The organism is Algibacillus agarilyticus (genome assembly GCF_003286125.1).
Taxonomy (GTDB): domain Bacteria; phylum Pseudomonadota; class Gammaproteobacteria; order Enterobacterales; family Alteromonadaceae; genus Algibacillus; species Algibacillus agarilyticus.
On record NZ_QMED01000003.1, the window covers coordinates 44728 to 66562 of the forward strand.

The following is a 21835-nucleotide window of genomic DNA, read 5'->3' on the forward strand; positions in this document are numbered from 1 at the left end:
TTAATCAAGGCGCTTAAATGAATCAATCGTGGTGCTCTTTTGAGTTCGAACAACACAGAGTAAGCGCATTTAAAACTCGCCTGAAAGGAATGCCCCAGCGGCTTTTGACCTGCGTTATCGGTATTTGAAAGGGAACAACCATTCCTGTACACCGACGCCTTGTTCAAAAACCGCTGGATGCATTCTAAGAGATCACTTATTTATATGAATTGGCATTAATTAATACAGAGCTTGAGTTGAAGGTTTGAAGGTTTGAAGGTTTGAAGGTTTGAAGGTTTGAAGGTTTGAAGAAATAACGTTTGAGACCAACAAGAAAGCCGTATTAAAGAAATAATACGGCTTTAAATTTGTCACCTAAAATTTAATGCATTCAAATTTTATTCAACAACAGAGAAAGCTTCGAGTTTCCAAATGTTATCAACGTAATCTTGTATTGAACGATCTGAATTAAACTTAGCCATTCGAGCTGTGTTCATAATAGCCATGCGTGCCCATGTCTTTTTGTCATTAAATAAAACATCAACTTTTTTGTGCGCTTCTGAATAAGATTCATAATCAGCCAAACATAAGTAGGCATCACCATCATCAAGTAAACTGCGTTTAACTGCAGCTAACTCACCTGGTTTACCTGGCGTGAAGTAATCAGTGTCAAACCAATCTAATACGGCTTTTAGCTCTTCATTTCCGTAATAATAATCCCAAGGGTTATAACCATCCGCTTTAGCTTTTTTAACTTCATCTACCGTTAAACCAAAGATAACCACATTATCTTCGCCTGCTTCTTCAGCAATTTCGATATTTGCGCCATCTAATGTGCCAACCGTAATAGCACCATTAAGTGCTAGCTTCATGTTACCCGTGCCAGACGCCTCTTTACCCGCAGTAGAAATTTGTTCAGACACATCAGCGGCTGGGATCATTTTTTCTGCGAGTGAAACTCGATAGTTAGGTAAGAAAACAACTTTCAACTTATCTTTAATGCGAGAATCATTATTGATGCGATCAGCCACTTTATTAATTGCATAAATGATTTCTTTAGCAAGATAATAACCAGGCGCTGCTTTGGCACCAAATATAAATACGCGTTTTGGCATTGGGTAATCAGGGTTTTGTAACAAACGACGATACAAGGCCATGATATGAATTAAATTAAGTTGTTGACGTTTATATTCATGTAAACGCTTAATTTGAATATCAAATAGTGCTGTCGGGTCAACTTCAACACCGGTTAAGTCCTTAATAACCTCGGCTAAATCAACTTTATTTTCATGTTTAATATCCATGTAGCGTTTTTGGAATTTAGCGTTATCAGCGAGCGATTCAATAGCTCTAATTTTATCTTGGTTTACTGGCCAATCTTTATCTGCATATTCACTGATTAAATTAGACAAACGTGGATTACAAGACTTCAACCAACGTCGAGGCGTAACACCATTTGTTACGTTAGTGAATTTATCCTGCCAAATTTCATTAAACTCAGGGAATAAATCAGACTTAACAAGAGCAGAATGTACTTGTGCAACCCCATTAACTTTAAAGCTACCGATAACCGCTAAATTACCCATGCGAACCATTTTTTCATTGCCTTCTTGGATAATAGATAATTTTGATTTTATCGCATCATCACCAGGGAAGAACTGATCACATATACCGTTAAGGAAGCGGCTATTAATTTCATAAATAATTTCTAAATGGCGTGGTAAAACCTTTTCAAATAAACGCACAGACCATTTTTCTAGCGCTTCAGGTAATAAAGTATGATTAGTATAAGCAAAGACGCCTTGGCAGATATCCCATGCTTGATCCCATTCCATACCCGCTCTGTCAATTAAAATGCGCATTAACTCAGGTATCGCAACAACAGGGTGCGTGTCATTTAATTGCACAACGACTTGCTCTACAAATTGACTCCAATCTTCACCGTGCGCACGTTTATATCGACGCACAATATCTTTAATCGAGCAAGCGCAGAAAAAGTATTGTTGAATTAAACGTAACTCTTTACCTTGGTCTGTTTCATCATTTGGGTATAAAACTTTTGAAATCGTTTCGGCTTGAACATTTTCAACTTGAGAATCTAAATAACCACCGGCATTAAATACATCCCAATTGAAAAAATCAGATGCACGGCTTTCCCACAAACGCAAAACGTTAACCGTGGTCGCACCGTAACCCACAACCGGAATATCCCAAGGAACCCCTTTTATAATTCGACCTGGATGCCATTCTTTTTGAACCTTACCCTCGTCAGTGTATTTTGTTTCTACATAACCATAAACTGGGATTTCTTGTACAGATTCTGGGCGGCAAATTTCCCACGGGTTGCCGTATTCGCGCCAACTATCGGGTCGCTCAAATTGGCGACCATCTTGAAATGTTTGGTTAAATAAACCATGTTCATAATGAATACCATAACCAATGGCTGGGTATTGTAAAGTCGCTAAGGAATCAATAAAACAAGCCGCTAAACGACCTAAGCCACCATTACCGAGGGCTAAATCAGGTTCTTCTTCCGCAACCGCATGAAAATCTTGACCAAGTTCAGTGAGCGCCGCCGCCGCGGTTTCCATTAAGCCAATATTACACATGTTATTTTTAAGTAAACGGCCCATTAAAAATTCAAGCGATAAATAATGCACCGCGCGTGTATCTTTATTAAAGTGTGTTTTTTGTGTTTTGGTTACTCGTTCAAAAATTATTTCATTAACGGCAGCTGCCGTTGCATTAAACCATGCTTTTTCATTCGCTTTATTTTGATCAGTACCTTGCGTGACATGTAGATGTTTTACAATGGAGTCTTTTAATTCTTCTGTCGATATATCAAATCGTTCATTTGGATCAACAAAGGTTGCATTCGATATTGTTTTAATTGCTTCAACCGTTTTTTTAGTCGTTTTTGCAGCTGTTGATTTTTTAGTGACTGTTTTTTTAGCAGTCGCTTTAGCTGTACGGCGAGTTTTAGTTGTTGTCGTCGTCATAAATAACCTTCATTAATTTATGCCACTAGCTACACCATAACACACTGGTACTTCGAGCTAAGCGGCTGGGTTTAAGGCGGCTTGCAAGCAAGCCGCTTATTTTCTTATAAACCAGCCTTTTTAAAAGTTTGGTTTACTATTTCTTGAGCTTCGGTCGCGATCGTTTGAATATGTTCGTCACCTAAAAAGCTTTCACAATAAATTTTGTAGATATCTTCGGTTCCAGATGGACGCGCAGCAAACCAACCATTTTCAGTGATTACTTTCAATCCACCTATTGCAGCACCGTTACCAGGTGCATGTGTTAATTTGGATATAATCGGTTCACCCGCCAATGTGTTAGCTTCAACATCATCAGCCGTTAAGTTTTTAAGGACTTCTTTTTGAGCTAAAGAAGCCACAGCATCAGACCGTTTATAAACTGGAGCACCGTATTCTTGCGTTAAAGCTTGGTAATGTTGCGCTGGATCTTTACCTGTTACGGCTGTTATTTCTGCCGCTAGTAGCGCTAAAATAATACCGTCTTTATCGGTTGACCATGCCGTACCATCTTTACGTAAGAAAGAAGCACCCGCGCTTTCTTCACCGCCAAAACCACAAGTACCCTGATGTAAGCCATCAACGAACCATTTAAAGCCTACCGGGACTTCTTTTAATTCACGACCTAATGATTTCGCAACTCGGTCGATCATTGAACTAGATACTAGCGTTTTACCTATCGCTAATGACTTATCCCACCCTTCACGGTGTTGGAATAAATAATTTATAGCAACTGATAAATAATGATTAGGATTCATTAAGCCAGCACTGCGAGTAACAATACCGTGACGGTCATAATCTGGATCATTACCCACGGCAATATCAAACTGTTCTTTTAAGCTTATTAAACCTGACATCGCATAAGGTGAAGAGCAATCCATGCGAATTTTTCCATCTTTATCTAAATGCATAAAAGAAAAAGTTGGATCGATAAAGTTATTAACCTTTTTAATATTTAAACCGTAGGTTTCAGCGATTACATCCCAATAAGCAATGCCTGAACCGCCTAACGGGTCAACACCAATCGATAAGCCTGAATCAGCAATCGCTTTTAAGTTTAAAACTTGGTCTAAATCATCAACATAAGGTTTGATATAATCGTGTTCAGTCACGCTCTTGATCGCGCGATCAAATGGAGTACGCTTAACACTCGATAATTTTTCAACGATAAGTTGATTCGCACGCGCTTGTATTAAGTTAGTTACATCTGAATCAGCCGGCCCACCGTTTGGCGGATTGTATTTAAAACCACCATCTTGAGGTGGATTATGTGAAGGTGTAATAACGACACCATCAGCAAAGCCCGACGTACGCCCTTTGTTATAGCCTAAAATAGCATGTGAAATGACCGGCGTTGGGGTGTAACCACGGCCCGCTTGAATCACTACATCAACACCGTTAGCAACAAAGACTTCAACAGCCGTAGCAAACGCACATTCTGATAGCGCATGTGTATCGATCCCCACATACATAGGACCCGAATAACCTTGCTGTGAACGATATTCTGCTAATGCTTGGCAAATAGCGGCTATATGCGTGTCATTAAACGTATAATTAAACGAGCAGCCTCGATGACCTGAAGTGCCAAAGCTCACTAATTGAGTCGGATCTGATGCATCAGGGGTGTTTAAATAATACTCGCTCACTAAACGTGAAATATTAGTTAAGTCTTGAGCTTGAGTCGGTTGACCTGCTCTTTCATGCAACGCCATAGGTTGATTCCTTATTTTTATTGTTCTCGCAGGTGAACTTAAAAAGAACAGCGCGGATTATTGTGTTTAAAAATTGCGTAAATTATTTTTTAATGTGTTTATCTATTTCTACGCTGCCTTCATTCACTTGCCGCAATCAACATCAGATGTCGCTAATTATTGATTAAAGATAGGGGAATTCACAACAGGTAGAACCACAACATACGAATGCAGTGGTCATTTAGTGTTAAATTTTTTAAGTTTTGATGTAAAAATCCATTTATTTATTTGTCCATAAGCTATTTGGGGGATAATGATAAATCTATCTTGCAAGAATATTGCCAGTTAATAATGACAACATTCTTACACGACTACAGCTTATTTTAGCTGATTTTTTCAATATTTAAATATGCTGATGCGCTTTCTTTGCTCGTTAAAGTGGGTATAACGCCCAGTAATGGTGCGTCGATTTGTGCCTTTAAGTGAGCTAAATTATCATCTACATAAGACATGGGGCTTGTTCCCATATTAGCAACCCAACCCACGATATTTAAACCTGCATTTTTTATTAAACACTCAGTCATTAAGGCATGATTTAAACAGCCTAACTTAAGGCCGACCACTAATATCACATCCATTTTATGATTCTTTACCCATTGCGCTAGTGTATTGCCTTGCTCATCAATGGGCAAAAACCAACCACCCGCGCCTTCAACCAAAAGGGTATCAATTGATGCAGCACTCCATTGCTCAAGTGCTTGATCTAAGCATGAGAAACTAATTGATTGATTAATCGCTTTAGCCGCAATGTGAGGCGCGATGGGTGGTTCAAATGCGATTGGGTTAATTAATGAGTATGGAAAAAATTGGCAACTATTGGCTTGAAGCTGTAATGCATCATCGTTTCGAAGTCCATTTTCTGTGGGTTCACAACCCGCCGCAATCGGTTTAAATCCCGCGACTTTTAATGGCGTGCTCTTATAGAGTTTTAATAAACTCGCGGTGACCAATGTTTTACCAACATCCGTATCAGTTCCGGTTATAAATATTTTTCGCATCAGGTTTGTCCAAAATTTCCCTAAATCACGTGTGGTCGTTCTTCAGTTATATTTAGGAAGGGTAGAATAGCGTAATTCAGCATTTTTAGCCTGAAGAGAGCGTGAAATGCGAATTAAAATGGTCTTTATAATTTGTAGTCAACTTAATCTATCAAGTACAAATTATTCACTTACTTTAAGTATATACCTAATTATTTTGTTAGCGTTATATAAGCGACTTGCCATGTCACATATTTAAGATCATGCTTAGCGGGGTAATGTAATTCGAGCGCTTTTAATTTTTGCTTGGTAAGCGATGCTGCTTTATCGCGACCAATAACATGATTAGCCCCAATGCCTTTTAATTCACGCATTACACTTAACACATTTGGATAATCAAGTGCTATTGTGTCGTTTTGAACACTAACGTTATGCCACAAATTAATGTCTAGGTATTCCATTAGTTCAGTCGATGTCATAAATTGATTTATATGTCGATTAACATCAACTTTACGCCAAGCACTATTCAGCTCTTCTAATGTTCCATCTAATAGCGTACTAAAAACCAGCTGACCGCCAGGTTTTAATACGCGATAAGCTTCGGCTAGTACTTTTGATAAATCGCACCACTGCAACGCTAAGCTAGACACGATATGATCAAACTGCGCATTGGCAAAAGGTAATAATTCAGCATCACCTTTAACAAGAGAAATATGCGATCCAAATTTATTTTCTGCCTTAGCTAACATGCCAGACGATATATCTAGCCCGGTATAGTTTGGCTTTGTAGCAAAGTAACTATAAATATCAGCTGTACCACAGCCAAGATCTAAGATTTGATGGTCAGTTGAAACCGTCCCAAATTCAGAACAAACCTGCTGGGCGACTTTTTTTTGCAACCGTGCGACCTGATCATATTGCTCGGCGGCATGACTAAAAGAATCAGCAATTTGTTTTTTTTCTTGAAGAAGTAAACTAGGTGTCATTAAAGACCTTTTTAATCAAGCTGGTTAAAAATGTTATATCTTCTGCGGTATGTTCTGTCGTCAGCGTTATTCGCAAACGACTGCTATTTTCAGCTACCGTTGGCGGTCGAATAGCCGTTAACCAAATACCGTTTTCTCGTAATTTTTTTGCATAGGCAAGTGCATGATCTGCACTGCCTACAATAATAGGTTGGATCGCTGAATCTGAATCAAGTAACTGTATATTGGTATCTTTAAATGCGTTACGAAATTGTGCAATACTTTGTTGCAATTTATCACGACGCCAATCAGCTTTTTTTATAATATCGATGGTTTTACTGATCGCATTTGCCTGTGCTGGGCTCATCGCAGTACTATAAACATAGCTGCGAGAAAACTGTACAAGATAGTCAATCACTTCGCGTTTTGCCGCGATAAACGCGCCAGACAAACCAAATGCTTTACCAAAGGTCGCCATTAATATATCAGGCTTGCATTGGCTTGCTTGCCAAGTGCCCTGTCCTTCTTTGCCAAAAACCCCGATACCGTGCGCATCATCAAGCATAAACAATGCGTTTTCTTGCTCAGCGATTTGATTAATTTGTTGAATATGTGCTTGATCACCGTCCATGCTAAATACACCTTCACTCACGATTATTTTATTGCGAGCTGAATTATTTAAGCGTAATTGAAGGTGTGACATGTCGTTATGATTAAAACGAATACTCCGTGCATCAGACATTAAACCACCATCAATTAACGAAGCATGGTTTAACTTATCTTGTACAATCAAATCATCTTTGCCAAACAATGTTTTTAGTAATGAACTGTTAGCAGAAAACCCGGTAGAAAATAGCAGTGTGCTTTCGAAGCCTAACCACTCCGCTAATTTATTTTCGAGCGTATCATGAATAGGGTGGTAACCATTAATTAAAGCCGATCCGGTACTGCCACAACCTAATGAATCGACCCCATGACTATAAGCATCTTGTACATCTGGGTGGCGGCTTAAACCTAAATAATCATTGCCAGAAAAATTAAGATACGTTTTGCCTTCGATCGTGATGGTTCGACCATTCGGGATCGAGCTATAGCGCTGGCGATAGAGTGATCGGGTTTTACGATTCTGCAGTTCACTCGATAATCGGTGACTAAAATTTGAAGTATACATAAAAATAAAGCTAGCTCTTTGGAGCTAGCTTTTTATAAAATGAGTATTTTACGAAGCTTCGTAAAATAAAGCAGGTTCTTTACTTTCTGCAACCGCTTCCATTAGCGCAGCTTCGGTTATTTCATCTGAGTAGCCGACTTGATGTTCTGAATTAATACCTAATTTAGCAAATAACGCTAAATCCGTATTTTCTTCTGGGTTCTCAGTGGTTAACAATTTTTCACCGTAAAAAATAGAATTAGCACCTGCCATAAAACACATTGCTTGCATCTGCTCATTCATTTCAGTTCGACCGGCTGATAAACGTACGTATGATTTAGGCATCATAATTCGCGCTACCGCAATATTTCTGACAAACTCAAAATGGTCAAACTCTTCAAGCTCAGATAAAGGGGTACCATCCACTTTAACTAACATATTAATAGGCACGCTATCTGGATGCTCTTCTAAATTAGCCAGTTGAATCAATAATCCAGAGCGGTCATTAGATGATTCACCCATCCCTAAAATACCACCCGAACACACTTTCATGCCTGAATCACGCACATTTTGTAATGTTTGCATACGATCTTCATAAGTTCGTGTCGTGATAATTTCGCCATAAAATTCAGGTGATGTATCAAGGTTGTGATTGTAATAATCGAGACCCGCTTCTTTTAAAACATAAGCTTGTTCACGCGTTAACATACCAAGAGTCATACAAGATTCAAGGCCTAATTCTTTAACGCCTTCAACCATTTTTAAAATATACGGCATGTCACGATCTTTAGGGTTACGCCAAGCTGCACCCATACAAAAACGAGATGAACCGTTTTTCTTCGCCATTTGAGCTTTCTCAAGTACAGCGTCAACTTCCATTAATTTTTCTTTTTCAAGATCGGTGTCATAACGCGCACTTTGTGGACAATATTTACAGTCTTCAGGGCAAGCACCGGTTTTGATCGATAACAAGGTTGAAACTTGAACTTCATTTGGATTGAAGTTTTCACGGTGAACACACTGTGCTTTAAATAGTAAATCATTAAAAGGTAAAGCAAATAACGCATTTACTTCTTCTAAAGACCAATCATGTCTAATTGCCGTTGCCATAGTTGTTAACCCTTGTTACTCGATATAATGTAGAAGTGAATTTTCTGGACAGTTTAAAGTTAACTCGTACACTGTCAACTAAAATACAGCTTTAAGTTTACTACAGGTTATATAATGAGCAATATTGACTATCAATTTGATCGCGAACATATTTGGCACCCTTACACATCGTTAACTAACCCATTACCCGTTTATGGGGTATCCAGTGCTAAAGGCTGCGAAATACTTCTCGATAATGGCCAAGTTTTAGTTGATGGTATGTCTTCATGGTGGGCTGCAATGCATGGTTATAACCACCCAGTGATCAACCAAGCAATGAAAGATCAAATAGATAAAATGAGTCACATCATGTTTGGTGGATTAACTCATGAGCCCGCAATCGAGTTATGCAAAAAGTTAGTAAACATAACACCGATTTCATTAGATAAAGTGTTTTTATCTGATTCTGGTTCTGTTGCCGTAGAAGTAGCCATGAAAATGGCTGTGCAATATTGGCACAGCCAAGGCTTAAACCAGAAAGTTAAAATTGTATCACCTCGTAATGGCTATCACGGTGATACCTTTGCGGCGATGTCAGTTTGTGATCCAATTACTGGTATGCATTCTTTATTTCAAGATGCCATGCAACAACAGTTATTTGTAACAAAACCGGCTCCCAGTATAAATGATGAATGGCATCACGAGGCGATCAATCATTTAGAGTTCACTTTAAAACAGAATCATCAAACCATTGCCGCTTTAATTTTAGAGCCTATCGTGCAAGGTACAGGTGGGATGAACTTTTATCACCCTAATTATTTAAAACAAGCCAGAATATTGTGTGATCAATATAATGTATTACTCATTGCCGATGAAATAGCGACAGGCTTTGGTCGAACCGGTAAATTATTCGCTTGTGAATGGGCAGATATTGCGCCTGATATAATGTGTTTAGGCAAAACGTTAACCGGGGGTAATTTAACCTTAGCCGCGACCTTAACCACACAAAAAATAGCGAATGGTATTTGTGATGGAGCAGCGGGCGTCTTTATGCATGGCCCAACATATATGGGCAATCCACTTGCCTGTGCAGCCGCTAATGCTTCTATTGATTTATTATTAAACGATGATTGGCAAGCCAATATAAACCGTATTAGCGAACAATTGAGCCAGCAATTATTACCATTAAGTCGTCATGAAAAAGTAAAAGATGTGCGCATTTTAGGGGCTATTGGGGTCGTTGAATTGCATGAGGCAGTTAATGCAGCAGAAATTCAGGCTTTTTTTGTGGCTAAAGGCGTTTGGATCCGACCTTTTGGCAAACTTGTTTATTTAATGCCGCCTTATATTATTACAAACCAACAAATAAAAACCTTGTGTGAGGCCATTAACGCTTATTTATAAATAAGCGTTAATTATAAAAATAGGCATGATTAATTTATTTAAATGCTTCATTCCTATTTTAGTTATACTAAAACTTCAAGCCAAATATAAACACAGGCCGTAATACTCACAATAAAAGCCAATATTTGATTAAATCGACGGTGATCAGTAGCCCTTTTTAAGCGTGTTTGATTGATGCCAATGGCTGTCAAACTGACAAAACAACAAATCATTAATTCAAGAAAAAGTATATTTGATAAATACAAATCCCATTCCGTGCGAAACATTAACTCCATCTCTTTATATTTTGCATAACCCGGGATAAATTCAGGTCTGGCAAATTCAAAAGTGATTAACGATGTTAATAAAACTACCCAAGACACTAACATCAAAATATTCATAAACTTGAGTCGAAAATCAGGACCTTGACGACGGTCAGTCATATTTCTATTTTTCAACCTCAATTTTTGCTGATAATGGCTGATAACACTTGAGTCTGTCGGATTAGCCTGTAACATACGCGCTTCTTTTTTATTGATTTTATTATATATCGACCGTTTGGAGCAAAACTTCATGACTTATTGCGCAATTAGCGATTTATTAGCTGGTAAATATCCAGTTGGCGAAACGATCACCATTAAAGGTTGGGTACGCACTGTTCGTTCAAATCCCAATTTTGCTTTCTTAAATGTTAACGATGGTTCTTGCTTTGATGCTATTCAATCAGTTATTGATAATTCGCTTAATAATTATAATGAAATAACTAAATTAACCGTTGCGTGTTCAGTGGTTGTTACCGGTAAATTAGTCGAATCGCAAGGTAAAGGTCAAAGCTTCGAAATCCAAGCGGATACAGTAGAAGTATTAGGTTGGGTTGAAGACCCGGATACGTATCCGATGGCGGCTAAACGTCATAGCATTGAATATATGCGAGAGCACGCACACCTTCGCCCGCGTACTAACATGTTTGGAGCTGTTGCACGTGTCCGTAATTGTTTATCACAAGCTATTCACCGCTTTTTTCACGAGCGCGGCTATGTATGGGTAGCAACACCGATTATAACGGCATCTGATACTGAAGGTGCTGGTGAAATGTTTCGTGTATCCACATTAGACATGAATAATTTACCACGAACTGAAGACGGTGAAGTTGATTACAATGAAGACTTTTTTGGTAAAGAAGCATTTTTAACCGTTTCAGGTCAATTGAATGGCGAAACATACTGTAGCGCACTTTCTAAAATTTATACATTTGGCCCTACATTCCGAGCCGAGAATTCAAATACATCACGTCATCTAGCTGAATTTTGGATGGTCGAGCCTGAAATCGCTTTTGCTGATTTAGCCGATGTAGCTCAATTATCAGAAGATATGCTTAAATATGTCTTTAATGCGGTACTAGAAGAGCGCATGGATGATTTATCATTCTTCGACCTACGTGTACAAAAAGGTGTGGTTGAACGTTTACAAAACTTAGTCAGCTCTGAATTTGTACGAATGGATTACACCGATGCCATTGAAATATTGCTAAAGTCAGGTAAAAAATTCGAGTTCCCAGTTGAATGGGGCGTCGATTTATCATCTGAGCATGAGCGTTATTTAGCTGAAGAGCATGTAGGTGCACCAATCATTTTACAAAATTACCCGAAAGACATTAAAGCCTTCTATATGCGCTTAAATGAAGATGGTAAAACAGTTGCTGCGATGGATGTACTGGCGCCAGGCATTGGTGAGATCATTGGTGGTAGTCAACGCGAAGAACGCTTAGATGTATTGGATGCGCGCATGAAAGAAATGGATTTAGACCCTGCTGATTATAGTTGGTATCGTGATTTACGTCGTTACGGTACGGTACCACACGGTGGTTTTGGTTTAGGCTTTGAACGTTTGGTGGCTTATGTTACTGGCATGCAAAACGTACGTGATGTTATCCCATTCCCACGTGCACCTAAGACTGCGTCATTCTAGAAAAATTTAGTGTTTATATAAGTACTCAACAATTATTTGAGTTCTTATATCAGTAAAAATACTAAATAAGTAAAGTCATATAAGGCAAACCTATTGGGTTTGCCTTATTTATTTAACGCCTATTACATCTTTACTTTAATACCAAGCTTACTCAACACGGGAACACTTACCCAAGCAGGTCCCACTAGTAAAAAGAAAATATCTTCAAGAAATGAAGGTTTACGACCCTCTACCTTGTGTCCATAAAATTGAGCGACCCAAGCAATCATAAATACGCCTGCGCAAAGATGTACATCAGCATTAACATCAGGAAGCCCAAGAAGCACCGTATAAAAATGTAAGCCAAGTAATCCAATAAAACTTATGACCCCCATATAAATGCCAATTATAAATGAGTAGTAAAAATACCAAGTCAAAAATAGACAAAGGATTGGATACAATAACGTTAATTGATGACCCCCAATTGACCAAGGTAACGCAACGCTATTAATTAAACCCAAAAATGAAATATATATGGCAGGTACAGCATACATATGAATTTTCTTATTCAGCGGGTTTTGATGGCTTACACTGTATTGGTTAAATAAATCAGCTAATGTTTTCATCTCACCTCTTAATAAATTACGATAAAGCTGTATGATTAGTTTAAAATAAATCAGCCAATTATCATAAATTTATCTTATGCCTCATTATCAAGTCACTATTCCCGATCCGCATACGCATTTATTCCATGTAACGTTAACCGTAAAAAACTCAGCATCGGTTCAAAGCCAACTGTCATTACCAAGTTGGATCCCCGGTAGTTATATGGTTCGAGATTTTTGTAAAAACATCGTTTCTATTCGCTTTGTCAATTTAGCAGAACAGCCTATCAACTTTGAAAAAATAGATAAGCAAACGTGGCTCGTTCATAACAATAAACAAGGTTATAAAGCGGTTTATACTTTTTATGCTTTTGATACTTCGGTTAGAACGGCTTATCTGGATCAATTCCGTGGTTTTTTTAATGGTACAAGTAGTTTTATAAAAGTTGAAGAATTTGCAGAAAGTGAACATCAAGTCGAAATAATAAAACCAACAGCCTGCCCAGACTGGCAATTAGCAACAGGTTTAAACCGTATAACCGGCGATACATTTGATTTTGGCACTTTTAAAGCCCCCAATTATCTTGAGCTCATTGATTACCCATTTGAGATGGCGGCTTTTACCACAGAAACGTTCTATGTAAAAAATATTCCTCATCATATTGTTATTTCAGGTAAACACGATGCCGATATGGCACGCATAGCTCAAGACTTAACGCCGCTTTGCCAACATCATTTAGACTATTTTTCTGCTCCCTATCCTATCGAAGAATATTATTTTTTAATAAATATTGTTGGCGATGGCTTTGGTGGTCTTGAACACTTAAACTCAACCGCGCTTTTATGTAGCCGTGATTCATTACCGCATAAAACCGATGACAAAGGAATTTTCTCTGAAAAATACCAAGGTTTTCTTAGTTTATGTAGCCATGAATATTTTCATACTTGGAATGTAAAACGCATTAAGCCCGCTGCCTTTGTTACACCGGACTTAGCAAATGAAACCTATACTAAACAGTTATGGTTTTATGAAGGAATAACCTCTTATGTTGATGATTTCTCGTTAAACGCTACAAAATTAATCACTGCAGAGCAATATTTAACCACCCTCGCGAAAGCTTTACAGCGTCTATTCAATAATCAAGGTCGGTTTATACAGTCTGCCGCAGAATCCAGTTTTGATGCTTGGACTAAATTTTATAAACAAGACGAAAATGCAACCAACGCAATCGTTAGTTATTACACCAAAGGTGCTTTTATCGCACTCTGCTTAGATTTGCATATTAAAGCGAATACCAATAATCAATTCTGCTTGCAAACGATCATGCAAGACTACTGGCACGATTTTAATCAAGGCAAACAAGGTACAACCGATTTAAGTATTATTGATAAAGTAAAAGTGATCACCGGTTTAAATATCGAATCGTTATTTCAAGACTGGGTAGAAGGTACCAACGAGTTACCCATTGATAAATACTTGAGTAAATTCGGTGTGAATTTAACCTTAGCGCCAGACACTGAAAAAAGCGTAATTAATACGGGGTTAAGCTTCAAGAAAACAACAGACAAATTAATAATTCAAACGGTTGCAGCTGATTCTATTGCACAGTTAGCCGGTTTATCCGCTAATGATGAAATACTTGCGTTGAATCATCTAAAGGTAGTTAGCCCCAATGATTTTAATTCACAGCTAAAGCAAAATATTAATCAAACAATTAAACTGCATGTATTCAGAAGAGATGAATTATTTAGTGTCAATTTAACCCTAAATGCAGAACAAACAAATCAGGTAAAATTAAATATCGTTGAACCAACCCTAGCCACTAATTGGCTTGTTTTACCTTAAATGCAATATCACGGTATATTGCATACCGTATAAATAAATAGTATGCCTTAAAACACAGTAAAACTTGACACCCTAGCACCATTTTTTAATATGCCTGTCATTAATTAAATCATGCTACGGTTCATGTTTTAAAAACAAAAGTAATAATAAATAAGCATGCCTTGTAACTTAGGATCTGAAATGTCAAACAATGAAAAAATCGATTTAAATGCGTTACGCATTGAAATAACGCAATTAGATGAAGATTTACTCCGCCTACTTTCAAGACGACGTGAAATCAGTGTAGAAGTCGCTAAAAGTAAAATACAAGACATGCGCCCTGTTCGTGATGTAACTCGCGAGCAAATATTAATGGAAAATTTAGTTGCTAAAGGCCAACCGTTAAATCTTGACGAAAACTATATCAATCAAGTTTACCGCGCAATTGTAGAAGATTCTGTTGACTTACAACTTAAGTATATTGCTGAAAATTCCAAACCTGAACTACATAAAAATAAAGTCAAAGTTGCTTTTTTAGGTGGTGAAGGTTCGTATAGCCATATTGCTGCTAATGCTTATTTCAAACGTCAATTAGGCTTTGATAAAGGCATTGAAGAACTCGGCTTGAATGGATTTGAAAACATATTTGAAGCGGTTAAGCAAGGTTCGGCTGATTATGCTTTATTACCACTAGAAAACACCTCATCAGGTAGTATCACCGAAGTATACGACTTATTACAAAAATATGCCGAAGAAATACATATTGTTGGTGAACAATATATCGAAGTCAAACACAGCATATTAGCCACTGACAAAATTAATCTAGACCAAATAAAAACGCTGTACGCACATTTTCAACCGATTGCCCAATGCAGTGAATTTTTAAGTACGCTTAGTGAAGATGTGCATATTGAAGCGATGAGTAGCACGTCAGCCGCCATGAAAAAAACAGCCGATTTAAATGACCCATCCGTTGCCGTTATTGGCAGTGAACAGGGTGCTGAATACTATGGTTTAAAAACAATAATTAACACCGTTGCGAATCAAAAAGAAGCAAACCAGACCCGTTTTATTGTTATCTCAAAAGAACAACTTTTAGTACCACAACAATCTATTGCTAAAACCTCGCTTATCATGTCAGTAAATCAGCAACCGGGGGCTTTAGTTAAGCCTTTATTAGCGTTTAGTGAACACGGAATTGATTTATGTAAATTAGAATCAAGACCAATAAACGGTAAACCTAATGAAGAAATGTTTTATATTGATGCGATCGCGAATGTGAGTGACGATAGCTTTAAACAAGCACTAGGTGATATATTTAACCAAAGAATGACCAATTACTTAGTCCTGCTCGGTAGTTATGAACCCCAACGTTAAAATAGATTATCTCATTTAATCAAAAATTTGTTATTAACCGTTGATAAGGAATTCAGATGGAAGAAAAACAAATTATTCATCAATATGTTAAAGACGATCCGGTGATCAAGCGTTTGCTTGAACGAATGCCTAACGAAGTAGCGGATCGTTTTGATGAAGAACAATTAGCTCATATCCGCAATGCAATCGGCGCAAGAGAATGGGGCCGGCATGCGCTCGATTTACGCGGTACCGTTAAGTTTTATAAATGGCGCTATTATTATGTTATTTTAGCTGGACGCAACAGAAGAGACTTAACAGATAAAGAAAAACGCGTTGCACGTATTATCAATGCCTGCTTGATAACGGGCGTCATTACCCTATCCACATTACTAGGTCTATTTGTACTTTATTTGATCAAATCAGCATTGGGGATCAATTTGTTTGAGGGTTACTCACTCGGTATCTGGAATTGGTTTAAAGCTAATATTTTGCAATAAAAAACCAAGCTTATATAATTTCACTTTAAACTCGACCATAAATATCTTCAAATCGAACAATATCATCTTCACTCAAGTAGGAACCTGATTGAATTTCGGTTAATAAAATATCTTTATCACCATAATTGAGTTTTTTCCATTACTGCATTTATCATATAAAAAAAGGATTAGTCACAAAACTAATCCTTTTATACAAAACGATAAAAAGCAAAAAGCACTATAACTTTCTAACGACACCATAAGTTAATGCTTTTGAAATTTCTTCAGCGGCAGTTTTTAATTCTGCTAATACGTCATCAACACTAATTTCTTCTGGTAAACGCTGAATATACGGGATCGTTAGCGTTGCTACTGCTTGATCTGTATCGATAATAGGGAATGATAAATCAGTGACCCCTGTAACAAATGCACTGGGTGAACGCAAATAGCCTTGTTTAGCCACTTTTTTACAATCACTTAAAAACGTATTAATCTCTTGCTCACTATGATGCTTTTGTAACATCTTAATCATTGATTCTTTTTTATCTGGTTGCTGATGGGCAAAAAGAATACGTCCAGAGGCGGTGTGCACTATGGGTTTGCGATAACCGACACGCACAGAATAAGAAATATTACTTGGAGTTTCTACACGCGCTATAACAACAATTTGCTCTTGTGATTCAACAGCGATATGACAAGACATCGTCGTTTTTTCAGCCAATGTGCGCATAATTGGCATTGAGTATTCTAAAATATCTTTAATTGGCTCATGTTCAGTACCAAGCTGTAATAATTTACGCGTAACATGATAACCATCCTGTCCTTCAACTTTCTCAATAAAACCCCGTTGTTCTAAAACTAAAATCATACGATAAATTTCAGCGTTAGAACGGCCTAATTTCTCTGCAATAGTTGAAGTACTCAACGGAACTGAATCTTTAGATAATAATTCAAGAATATCTAAACCTTTTTCTAGCGCCGGCGCTGAATATTTTTTTGCCGCTTTATCTTCCATTATTGTTTCTACCTTTTATACATAAGTGTTTAACGAACACATAATATTTTTATTTTCCCGTGTCCGAGTTTCAAATACAAAAAATCATTTGATCCAGTATATCGCCAGTATAGGTCAATTTCTATTATAAAATGCGCTAATTTAGCGTTTATAAATTACAAGTAAAAACTCGTGCACAAATACAATTTTTAATTTTTTTCAAAAATAACCCTTGAAATTAATCAAGCTTATCCCTATCTATTTATTGAAGGCGCTTGATAGCAAGGTCTTTAAACTGCTTGTCTGATGTCAGAAAGCATTCATTCTTTTTTTACATATTGCTTACGAGGATATGATTATGCGAAACGTAGATTTTACTCCATTATACCGTTCATTCATTGGCTTTGATCACTTAGCTTCATTACTAGATAATGCTTCACGAAGTGAAAAGTCCGCCGGCTACCCTCCTTATAACATTGAACTTATTGACGAGAATCATTATAAAGTTTCGATGGCTATAGCGGGATTTGCTGAAGAAGAGCTCGAAATTAAAGTCGAAAATAACACATTACTTGTTATTGGCTCTAAACCCGAATCACAAGAAGAGCGCCAATATTTATATAAAGGAATTTCAGAGCGAGGCTTTGAACGTAAATTCCAATTAGGTGATCATGTTAAGGTGATTGGAGCCGATTTAGAACATGGCTTGCTCCATATCAATTTAGAACGTGAAGTACCCGAAGCGTTAAAACCAAGAACGATTGCCATAAACAGTAATAAACAATCGTTAATTGATAACCCGGATAAATAACCCCGATAAATAAGCTTCAAAAAGCCTTGCTAAAAAACCAAGGCATCTAACATTGAGAGCTAAAAGTATATACGCTTTTAGCTCTCAATTTATACCCAAATACTTAGATATAAATTAATCAAATAAAGCATTGTGTAGTTGTTCAACGACTGAAGGCGCTGCGGCTGTTGGTGTCAAGAAACATAAATTATGTGGGCTTGCACCTTGGCAAATCATTCTTACATTAACTTTCTCTAACGCTTTCCATAATTGATTCTCGCGTAAACTAGACTCTAAATGATTACCGATAACGGCAACTAATGATAAATTGTCTTCTACTTTTACATCACAAAACGCTTTCAATGCCGTCAGAGCGGCATCACTTATGGCTTTGGTTGTTGTGTTACTTGGGTTATCAAGTGTAACGGCAATCGATATTTCAGACGTGGTCACCAGATCAACACTAATTTTATGCTCAGCTAAAATACCAAACACTTTTGCTAAAAAGCCAGTAGCATGCAACATTTGCGGACTTTTAACCGTTAAAAGAATTTGATCTTTACGTAAAGCAATCGCTCGATAAGCCGGTTTAGTTTTGGCTTTATTAACCACCCATGTTCCGCCTTCGTTTGGTGCTCGGCTCGAACCAACAAACACGCGTATGTCGCGACGCATTGCAGGAATTAAAGTGGCAGGGTGTAAAATTTTAGCGCCAAATGTCGCCATTTCAGCGGCTTCATCAAAACTGATCTCAGGGATAGGACGAGCAGCTTGGGTCAATCTTGGATCCGTTGTAAAAATACCAATAACATCAGTCCATATTTGTAAAACATCGGCTTCTAAAGCTTCAGCGATTAACGCGGCACTATAATCGCTGCCACCACGGCCCAAAGTCGTTGTTTCACCTTGATCATTAGAACCTATAAAACCTTGCGTAACCACAACTGAACCGGCAAGTTCAGGCATCATACTCGTTTGTGCTTGTTGTTTTATTAATTCGATATTCGGCTCTGCGTGACCAAATGCACTATCCGTTTTCATTATTTGACGAATATCAAAATTAACGGCATGTACATCACGCTGCCTTAACACTTCAGCAAACATTAATGATGACATCTGCTCACCAAAAGAAAGTAAACGATCTTTAAGGCGCTCTGAGGTTGCAATATCCGCTTCGTTTGCCGTTTTTTCTAACGAAACGAGTAAATGCTCAAGCGCAACTTGAATCGATTCAGGGTTATTTAAATCCGATAATATCGCTTGTTCTTTATCACGAATTTGTTTAAATAAATCTAAACGCTCAGCGTCTGACACATCAGCTTGCGTTAAACGTACTAGAATATTTGTAATACCAGATTGCGCTGAAACAGCAACAACACGTATTGATTGATCATGACAGATAATATCTGCGCATCGAGACATTGCAGAGAAATCAGCAACACTGGTTCCGCCAAATTTGGCAACAGTTAGTTTATTCACTTGAAATTCCAATAGGATAATAAAATCAAGAGAACGCAGGGTTTAGTAGAAAAGATAGCTATGAAAAGATAAATAACTTCGACTAATCCCGAAAGCGCTCCACCCGTTCACGGTGACAGTTGCGAAGATTCAGCTCCAACAACCGAAGAATAATTACGCATAACGATAATTACCTTCTCGGCAGGCATTTCCCTCATAAACAATCTACAAGGCTATGCCCTCTCCTGTTTACTACCTAAATGCTGCACCTCTTCCGGCGCTTCAGTTAACGTTTATGGTTGAATCAAATAAACGCATAACAAAAAGCGCGCGAATTAAACAACATCTATTAAAAAAGATCAAGTGGATTAAATAAATCCATCACTTAAATATAAAGGCTTTAGCAAATTAAAACCTAAGATAAGCAGACGAAATCAATCATCCGCTTTTGGTGAATAGGTTTTTGGGTGAAAATATCCTATTCTTAAATTTATAATGTTGTTTGATCTGCACAAACTAATGAAAATTAAAGCTTTATCTTAATTAACAGATAACATACATAAGTTATATCCCCAAGTGACTTGGGTATAGAAACATATTACATAAAGTACCTTATTTAAGACAAAAGGGTTTACACAAGATGACATCTATCAAATCCCATGACACAGAGATAGAACCGACTTTAGATTTAGAAAATGAACTAACCACTTTAGATGACTTAAAGGACTTACCCGCATTCGAACTGGATGAAGAAGATGAAATCGATTTAGCCATTGAAGACTTAGACAATATTGAACAAGTCAAAACAGGTGACGAAATTGAAATACCTGATGATTATGAATTCATAATGGATGAAGATGAAAGTCCCAATATAAACGCTATCGCACATCAGCTAAGTCCGATCACTGAAACACTCGATACTCTCAACACCAGTATTGGTTTATTACTCGCGACGTTAGACGACTTTAAACCTGTAAATAATACAAACATGGAACATCAAGAAAACGAAATTAAACAATTTTTAGACGGCGTACAATTTGCAAAAAACAATGAATACTTACTCGCAGCAAAGTGTTTTAGAAAATCAGCGTTAAATGGGCATAATAAAGCCATGTTATATTTAGGTTTAATGTATAGCAAAGGGCAAGGCTTACCACAAAGTCCCTTCTATGGTTACGTTTGGTTAAAGCTCGCCTCACTATGGCAATGCAAAGAGGCAAAACCAGCGCTTGATAATCTACAGCGCTTACTAACGACTCAAGAAATATTCGTGGCGAATAAAATGGCAGCCGAAAAACAAGAAATTATTTTTGATAATTGCTAATCAGTCAATATAAACTTAAAACCCTTATTTAACAATAAGTTATATATCAACTTAAATATGAAAGCCTATCTGAACAATTATATGAACGTTTAAAATTACTCCATCTGGTGATTTTTTTTCCACCAAACACTTGAACTGTATAAAAACACAGTATACTGTATATACCAACAAGCGTTATGACTTATGTGGAATTTAATCATGAATACTTATATTGCAATGCACCCGAATAATAACCAACAATATTTTGCAACTAATAATAAAAGTGCTGAATTTGAATTAAGATTTTGGCAATCTTTAGCTCATTTGCAAACAACAGGTAAATGGCTTTGTTTGATTGCCCCTGATCCGCTTCCTGCTAAAGCTCAATTAATTAAGGCGGGAATTAATTTAGACCGTATGTTAATTGTGCATTCTAAATCAGACGCACAAGCCATAAAATCCGCCAGCAATGCATTAAGTCATAATAAATGTTCAACCGTGGTGACTTGGGTGAAGCATTTAACCAACCTTGATCATCAAACCATTCAGCAATCATCAATCCAAGGCAACACACTGAGTATTTTAATAAAAACTGAAAATGCATTTTCAAAACCAACTCGCTTAGTCGCCTAATTGATTAATGGCTTAATTTTATCTAACAACATCAATCATTTTTTAATTCAAATAACTTAGCTTTATTGATCGACTTAACGTTAAAATAAAGACCTAAGTGGATTATCAAATAA

18 protein-coding genes, 1 pseudogene and 1 riboswitch are annotated in these 21835 nt (G+C 37.3%); of the genes and pseudogenes, 8 read left to right on the forward strand and 11 right to left on the reverse strand.

Translation table 11 applies throughout. The features are described 5' to 3' along the window. Positions 1-377: 377 nt before the first annotated feature. From DPX34_RS03655 to bioB, 6 genes are all read right to left on the reverse strand, one after another. Positions 378-2978, reverse strand: coding sequence for a glycogen/starch/alpha-glucan phosphorylase (locus tag DPX34_RS03655; protein ID WP_111977064.1), 2601 nt, complete (start codon positions 2976-2978; stop codon positions 378-380). Positions 2979-3082: 104 nt separating this feature from the next. Next, positions 3083-4729, reverse strand: a complete 1647-nt coding sequence (gene pgm, locus DPX34_RS03660) for a phosphoglucomutase (alpha-D-glucose-1,6-bisphosphate-dependent) (protein WP_111977065.1) — start codon at positions 4727-4729, stop codon at positions 3083-3085. 362 nt (positions 4730-5091) lie between these two features. After that, positions 5092-5766, reverse strand: a complete 675-nt coding sequence (gene bioD, locus DPX34_RS03665; protein ID WP_111977066.1) for a dethiobiotin synthase — start codon at positions 5764-5766, stop codon at positions 5092-5094. Between the two features lie 191 nt (positions 5767-5957). Further along, positions 5958-6731 (reverse strand): malonyl-ACP O-methyltransferase BioC, encoded by a 774-nt coding sequence (bioC, locus tag DPX34_RS03670; RefSeq protein ID WP_111977067.1) that lies wholly within the window; start codon positions 6729-6731, stop codon positions 5958-5960. Continuing rightward, positions 6721-7881: an 8-amino-7-oxononanoate synthase gene (gene bioF, locus DPX34_RS03675; protein WP_111977068.1), complete on the reverse strand. Its 1161-nt coding sequence runs from the start codon at positions 7879-7881 to the stop codon at positions 6721-6723. The genes bioC and bioF overlap by 11 nt, the downstream gene beginning before the upstream one ends. Positions 7882-7929: 48 nt before the next feature. Then, positions 7930-8970: a biotin synthase BioB gene (gene bioB / locus DPX34_RS03680; protein WP_111977069.1), complete on the reverse strand. Its 1041-nt coding sequence runs from the start codon at positions 8968-8970 to the stop codon at positions 7930-7932. 114 nt (positions 8971-9084) lie between these two features. Here bioB and bioA point away from each other — a divergent pair, with 114 nt between their 5' ends. After that, positions 9085-10353 carry an adenosylmethionine--8-amino-7-oxononanoate transaminase gene (gene bioA, locus DPX34_RS03685; protein ID WP_111977070.1) on the forward strand — a complete coding sequence of 423 codons (1269 nt, stop codon included), beginning with the start codon at positions 9085-9087 and terminating at the stop codon, positions 10351-10353. 62 nt (positions 10354-10415) lie between these two features. On the opposite strand, the gene DPX34_RS03690 is transcribed toward bioA, so the two are convergent. Next, on the reverse strand, positions 10416-10850 hold the full coding sequence (locus DPX34_RS03690) for a hypothetical protein (protein WP_111977071.1): 435 nt from the start codon (positions 10848-10850) through the stop codon (positions 10416-10418). Between the two features lie 55 nt (positions 10851-10905). On the opposite strand from DPX34_RS03690, the gene asnS reads away from it, so the two are divergent. Next, on the forward strand, positions 10906-12300 hold the full coding sequence (asnS, locus tag DPX34_RS03695; RefSeq protein WP_111977072.1) for an asparagine--tRNA ligase: 1395 nt from the start codon (positions 10906-10908) through the stop codon (positions 12298-12300). Between the two features lie 122 nt (positions 12301-12422). Here the strand turns inward: asnS and DPX34_RS03700 are convergent, their stop codons facing one another. Next, complete coding sequence (locus DPX34_RS03700; RefSeq protein WP_111977073.1) at positions 12423-12905, reverse strand: Mpo1 family 2-hydroxy fatty acid dioxygenase; 483 nt, start codon at positions 12903-12905, stop codon at positions 12423-12425. Between the two features lie 76 nt (positions 12906-12981). Between DPX34_RS03700 and DPX34_RS03705 the strand changes: the two genes are divergently transcribed. The 3 genes from DPX34_RS03705 (at position 12982) to DPX34_RS03715 (ending at position 16565) form a co-directional block, all read left to right on the forward strand. Then, positions 12982-14730, forward strand: a complete 1749-nt coding sequence (locus DPX34_RS03705) for a M61 family metallopeptidase (protein ID WP_111977074.1) — start codon at positions 12982-12984, stop codon at positions 14728-14730. A 180-nt stretch (positions 14731-14910) separates the two neighbouring features. Then, positions 14911-16086, forward strand: coding sequence for a chorismate mutase (locus tag DPX34_RS03710; protein WP_198673615.1), 1176 nt, complete (start codon positions 14911-14913; stop codon positions 16084-16086). Positions 16087-16142: 56 nt separating this feature from the next. Further along, on the forward strand, positions 16143-16565 hold the full coding sequence (locus tag DPX34_RS03715; protein WP_111977076.1) for a 3-phosphoshikimate 1-carboxyvinyltransferase: 423 nt from the start codon (positions 16143-16145) through the stop codon (positions 16563-16565). Between the two features lie 25 nt (positions 16566-16590). Here DPX34_RS03715 and DPX34_RS03720 read toward each other — a convergent pair. Next, a pseudogene (locus DPX34_RS03720) lies at positions 16591-16680 on the reverse strand (mannose-1-phosphate guanyltransferase); the annotation flags it as partial. Positions 16681-16782: 102 nt separating this feature from the next. Next, positions 16783-17559, reverse strand: a complete 777-nt coding sequence (locus DPX34_RS03725) for an IclR family transcriptional regulator (protein WP_111977077.1) — start codon at positions 17557-17559, stop codon at positions 16783-16785. 337 nt (positions 17560-17896) lie between these two features. Here DPX34_RS03725 and DPX34_RS03730 point away from each other — a divergent pair, with 337 nt between their 5' ends. Next, entirely contained in the window at positions 17897-18349 is a 453-nt protein-coding gene (locus DPX34_RS03730) for an Hsp20 family protein (RefSeq protein WP_111977078.1), read from the forward strand. Between the two features lie 114 nt (positions 18350-18463). On the opposite strand, the gene lysC is transcribed toward DPX34_RS03730, so the two are convergent. Beyond that, a complete protein-coding gene (gene lysC / locus DPX34_RS03735) occupies positions 18464-19807 on the reverse strand; it encodes a lysine-sensitive aspartokinase 3 (RefSeq protein ID WP_111977079.1) in 1344 nt (447 codons plus the stop codon). A gap of 84 nt (positions 19808-19891) precedes the next feature. Then, a riboswitch (Lysine riboswitch) is annotated at positions 19892-20068 on the reverse strand. A 358-nt stretch (positions 20069-20426) separates the two neighbouring features. Between lysC and DPX34_RS03740 the strand changes: the two genes are divergently transcribed. Together DPX34_RS03740 and DPX34_RS03745 are read left to right on the forward strand one after the other, a co-directional pair. Continuing rightward, complete coding sequence (locus DPX34_RS03740) at positions 20427-21110, forward strand: tetratricopeptide repeat protein (RefSeq protein WP_111977080.1); 684 nt, start codon at positions 20427-20429, stop codon at positions 21108-21110. Positions 21111-21308: 198 nt separating this feature from the next. Next, the gene (locus DPX34_RS03745) at positions 21309-21722 is read left to right on the forward strand and encodes a SulA-like leucine-rich domain-containing protein (protein WP_111977081.1); all 414 of its coding nucleotides are present in this window, start codon (positions 21309-21311) and stop codon (positions 21720-21722) included. The last annotated feature ends 113 nt before the right edge of the window (positions 21723-21835 follow it).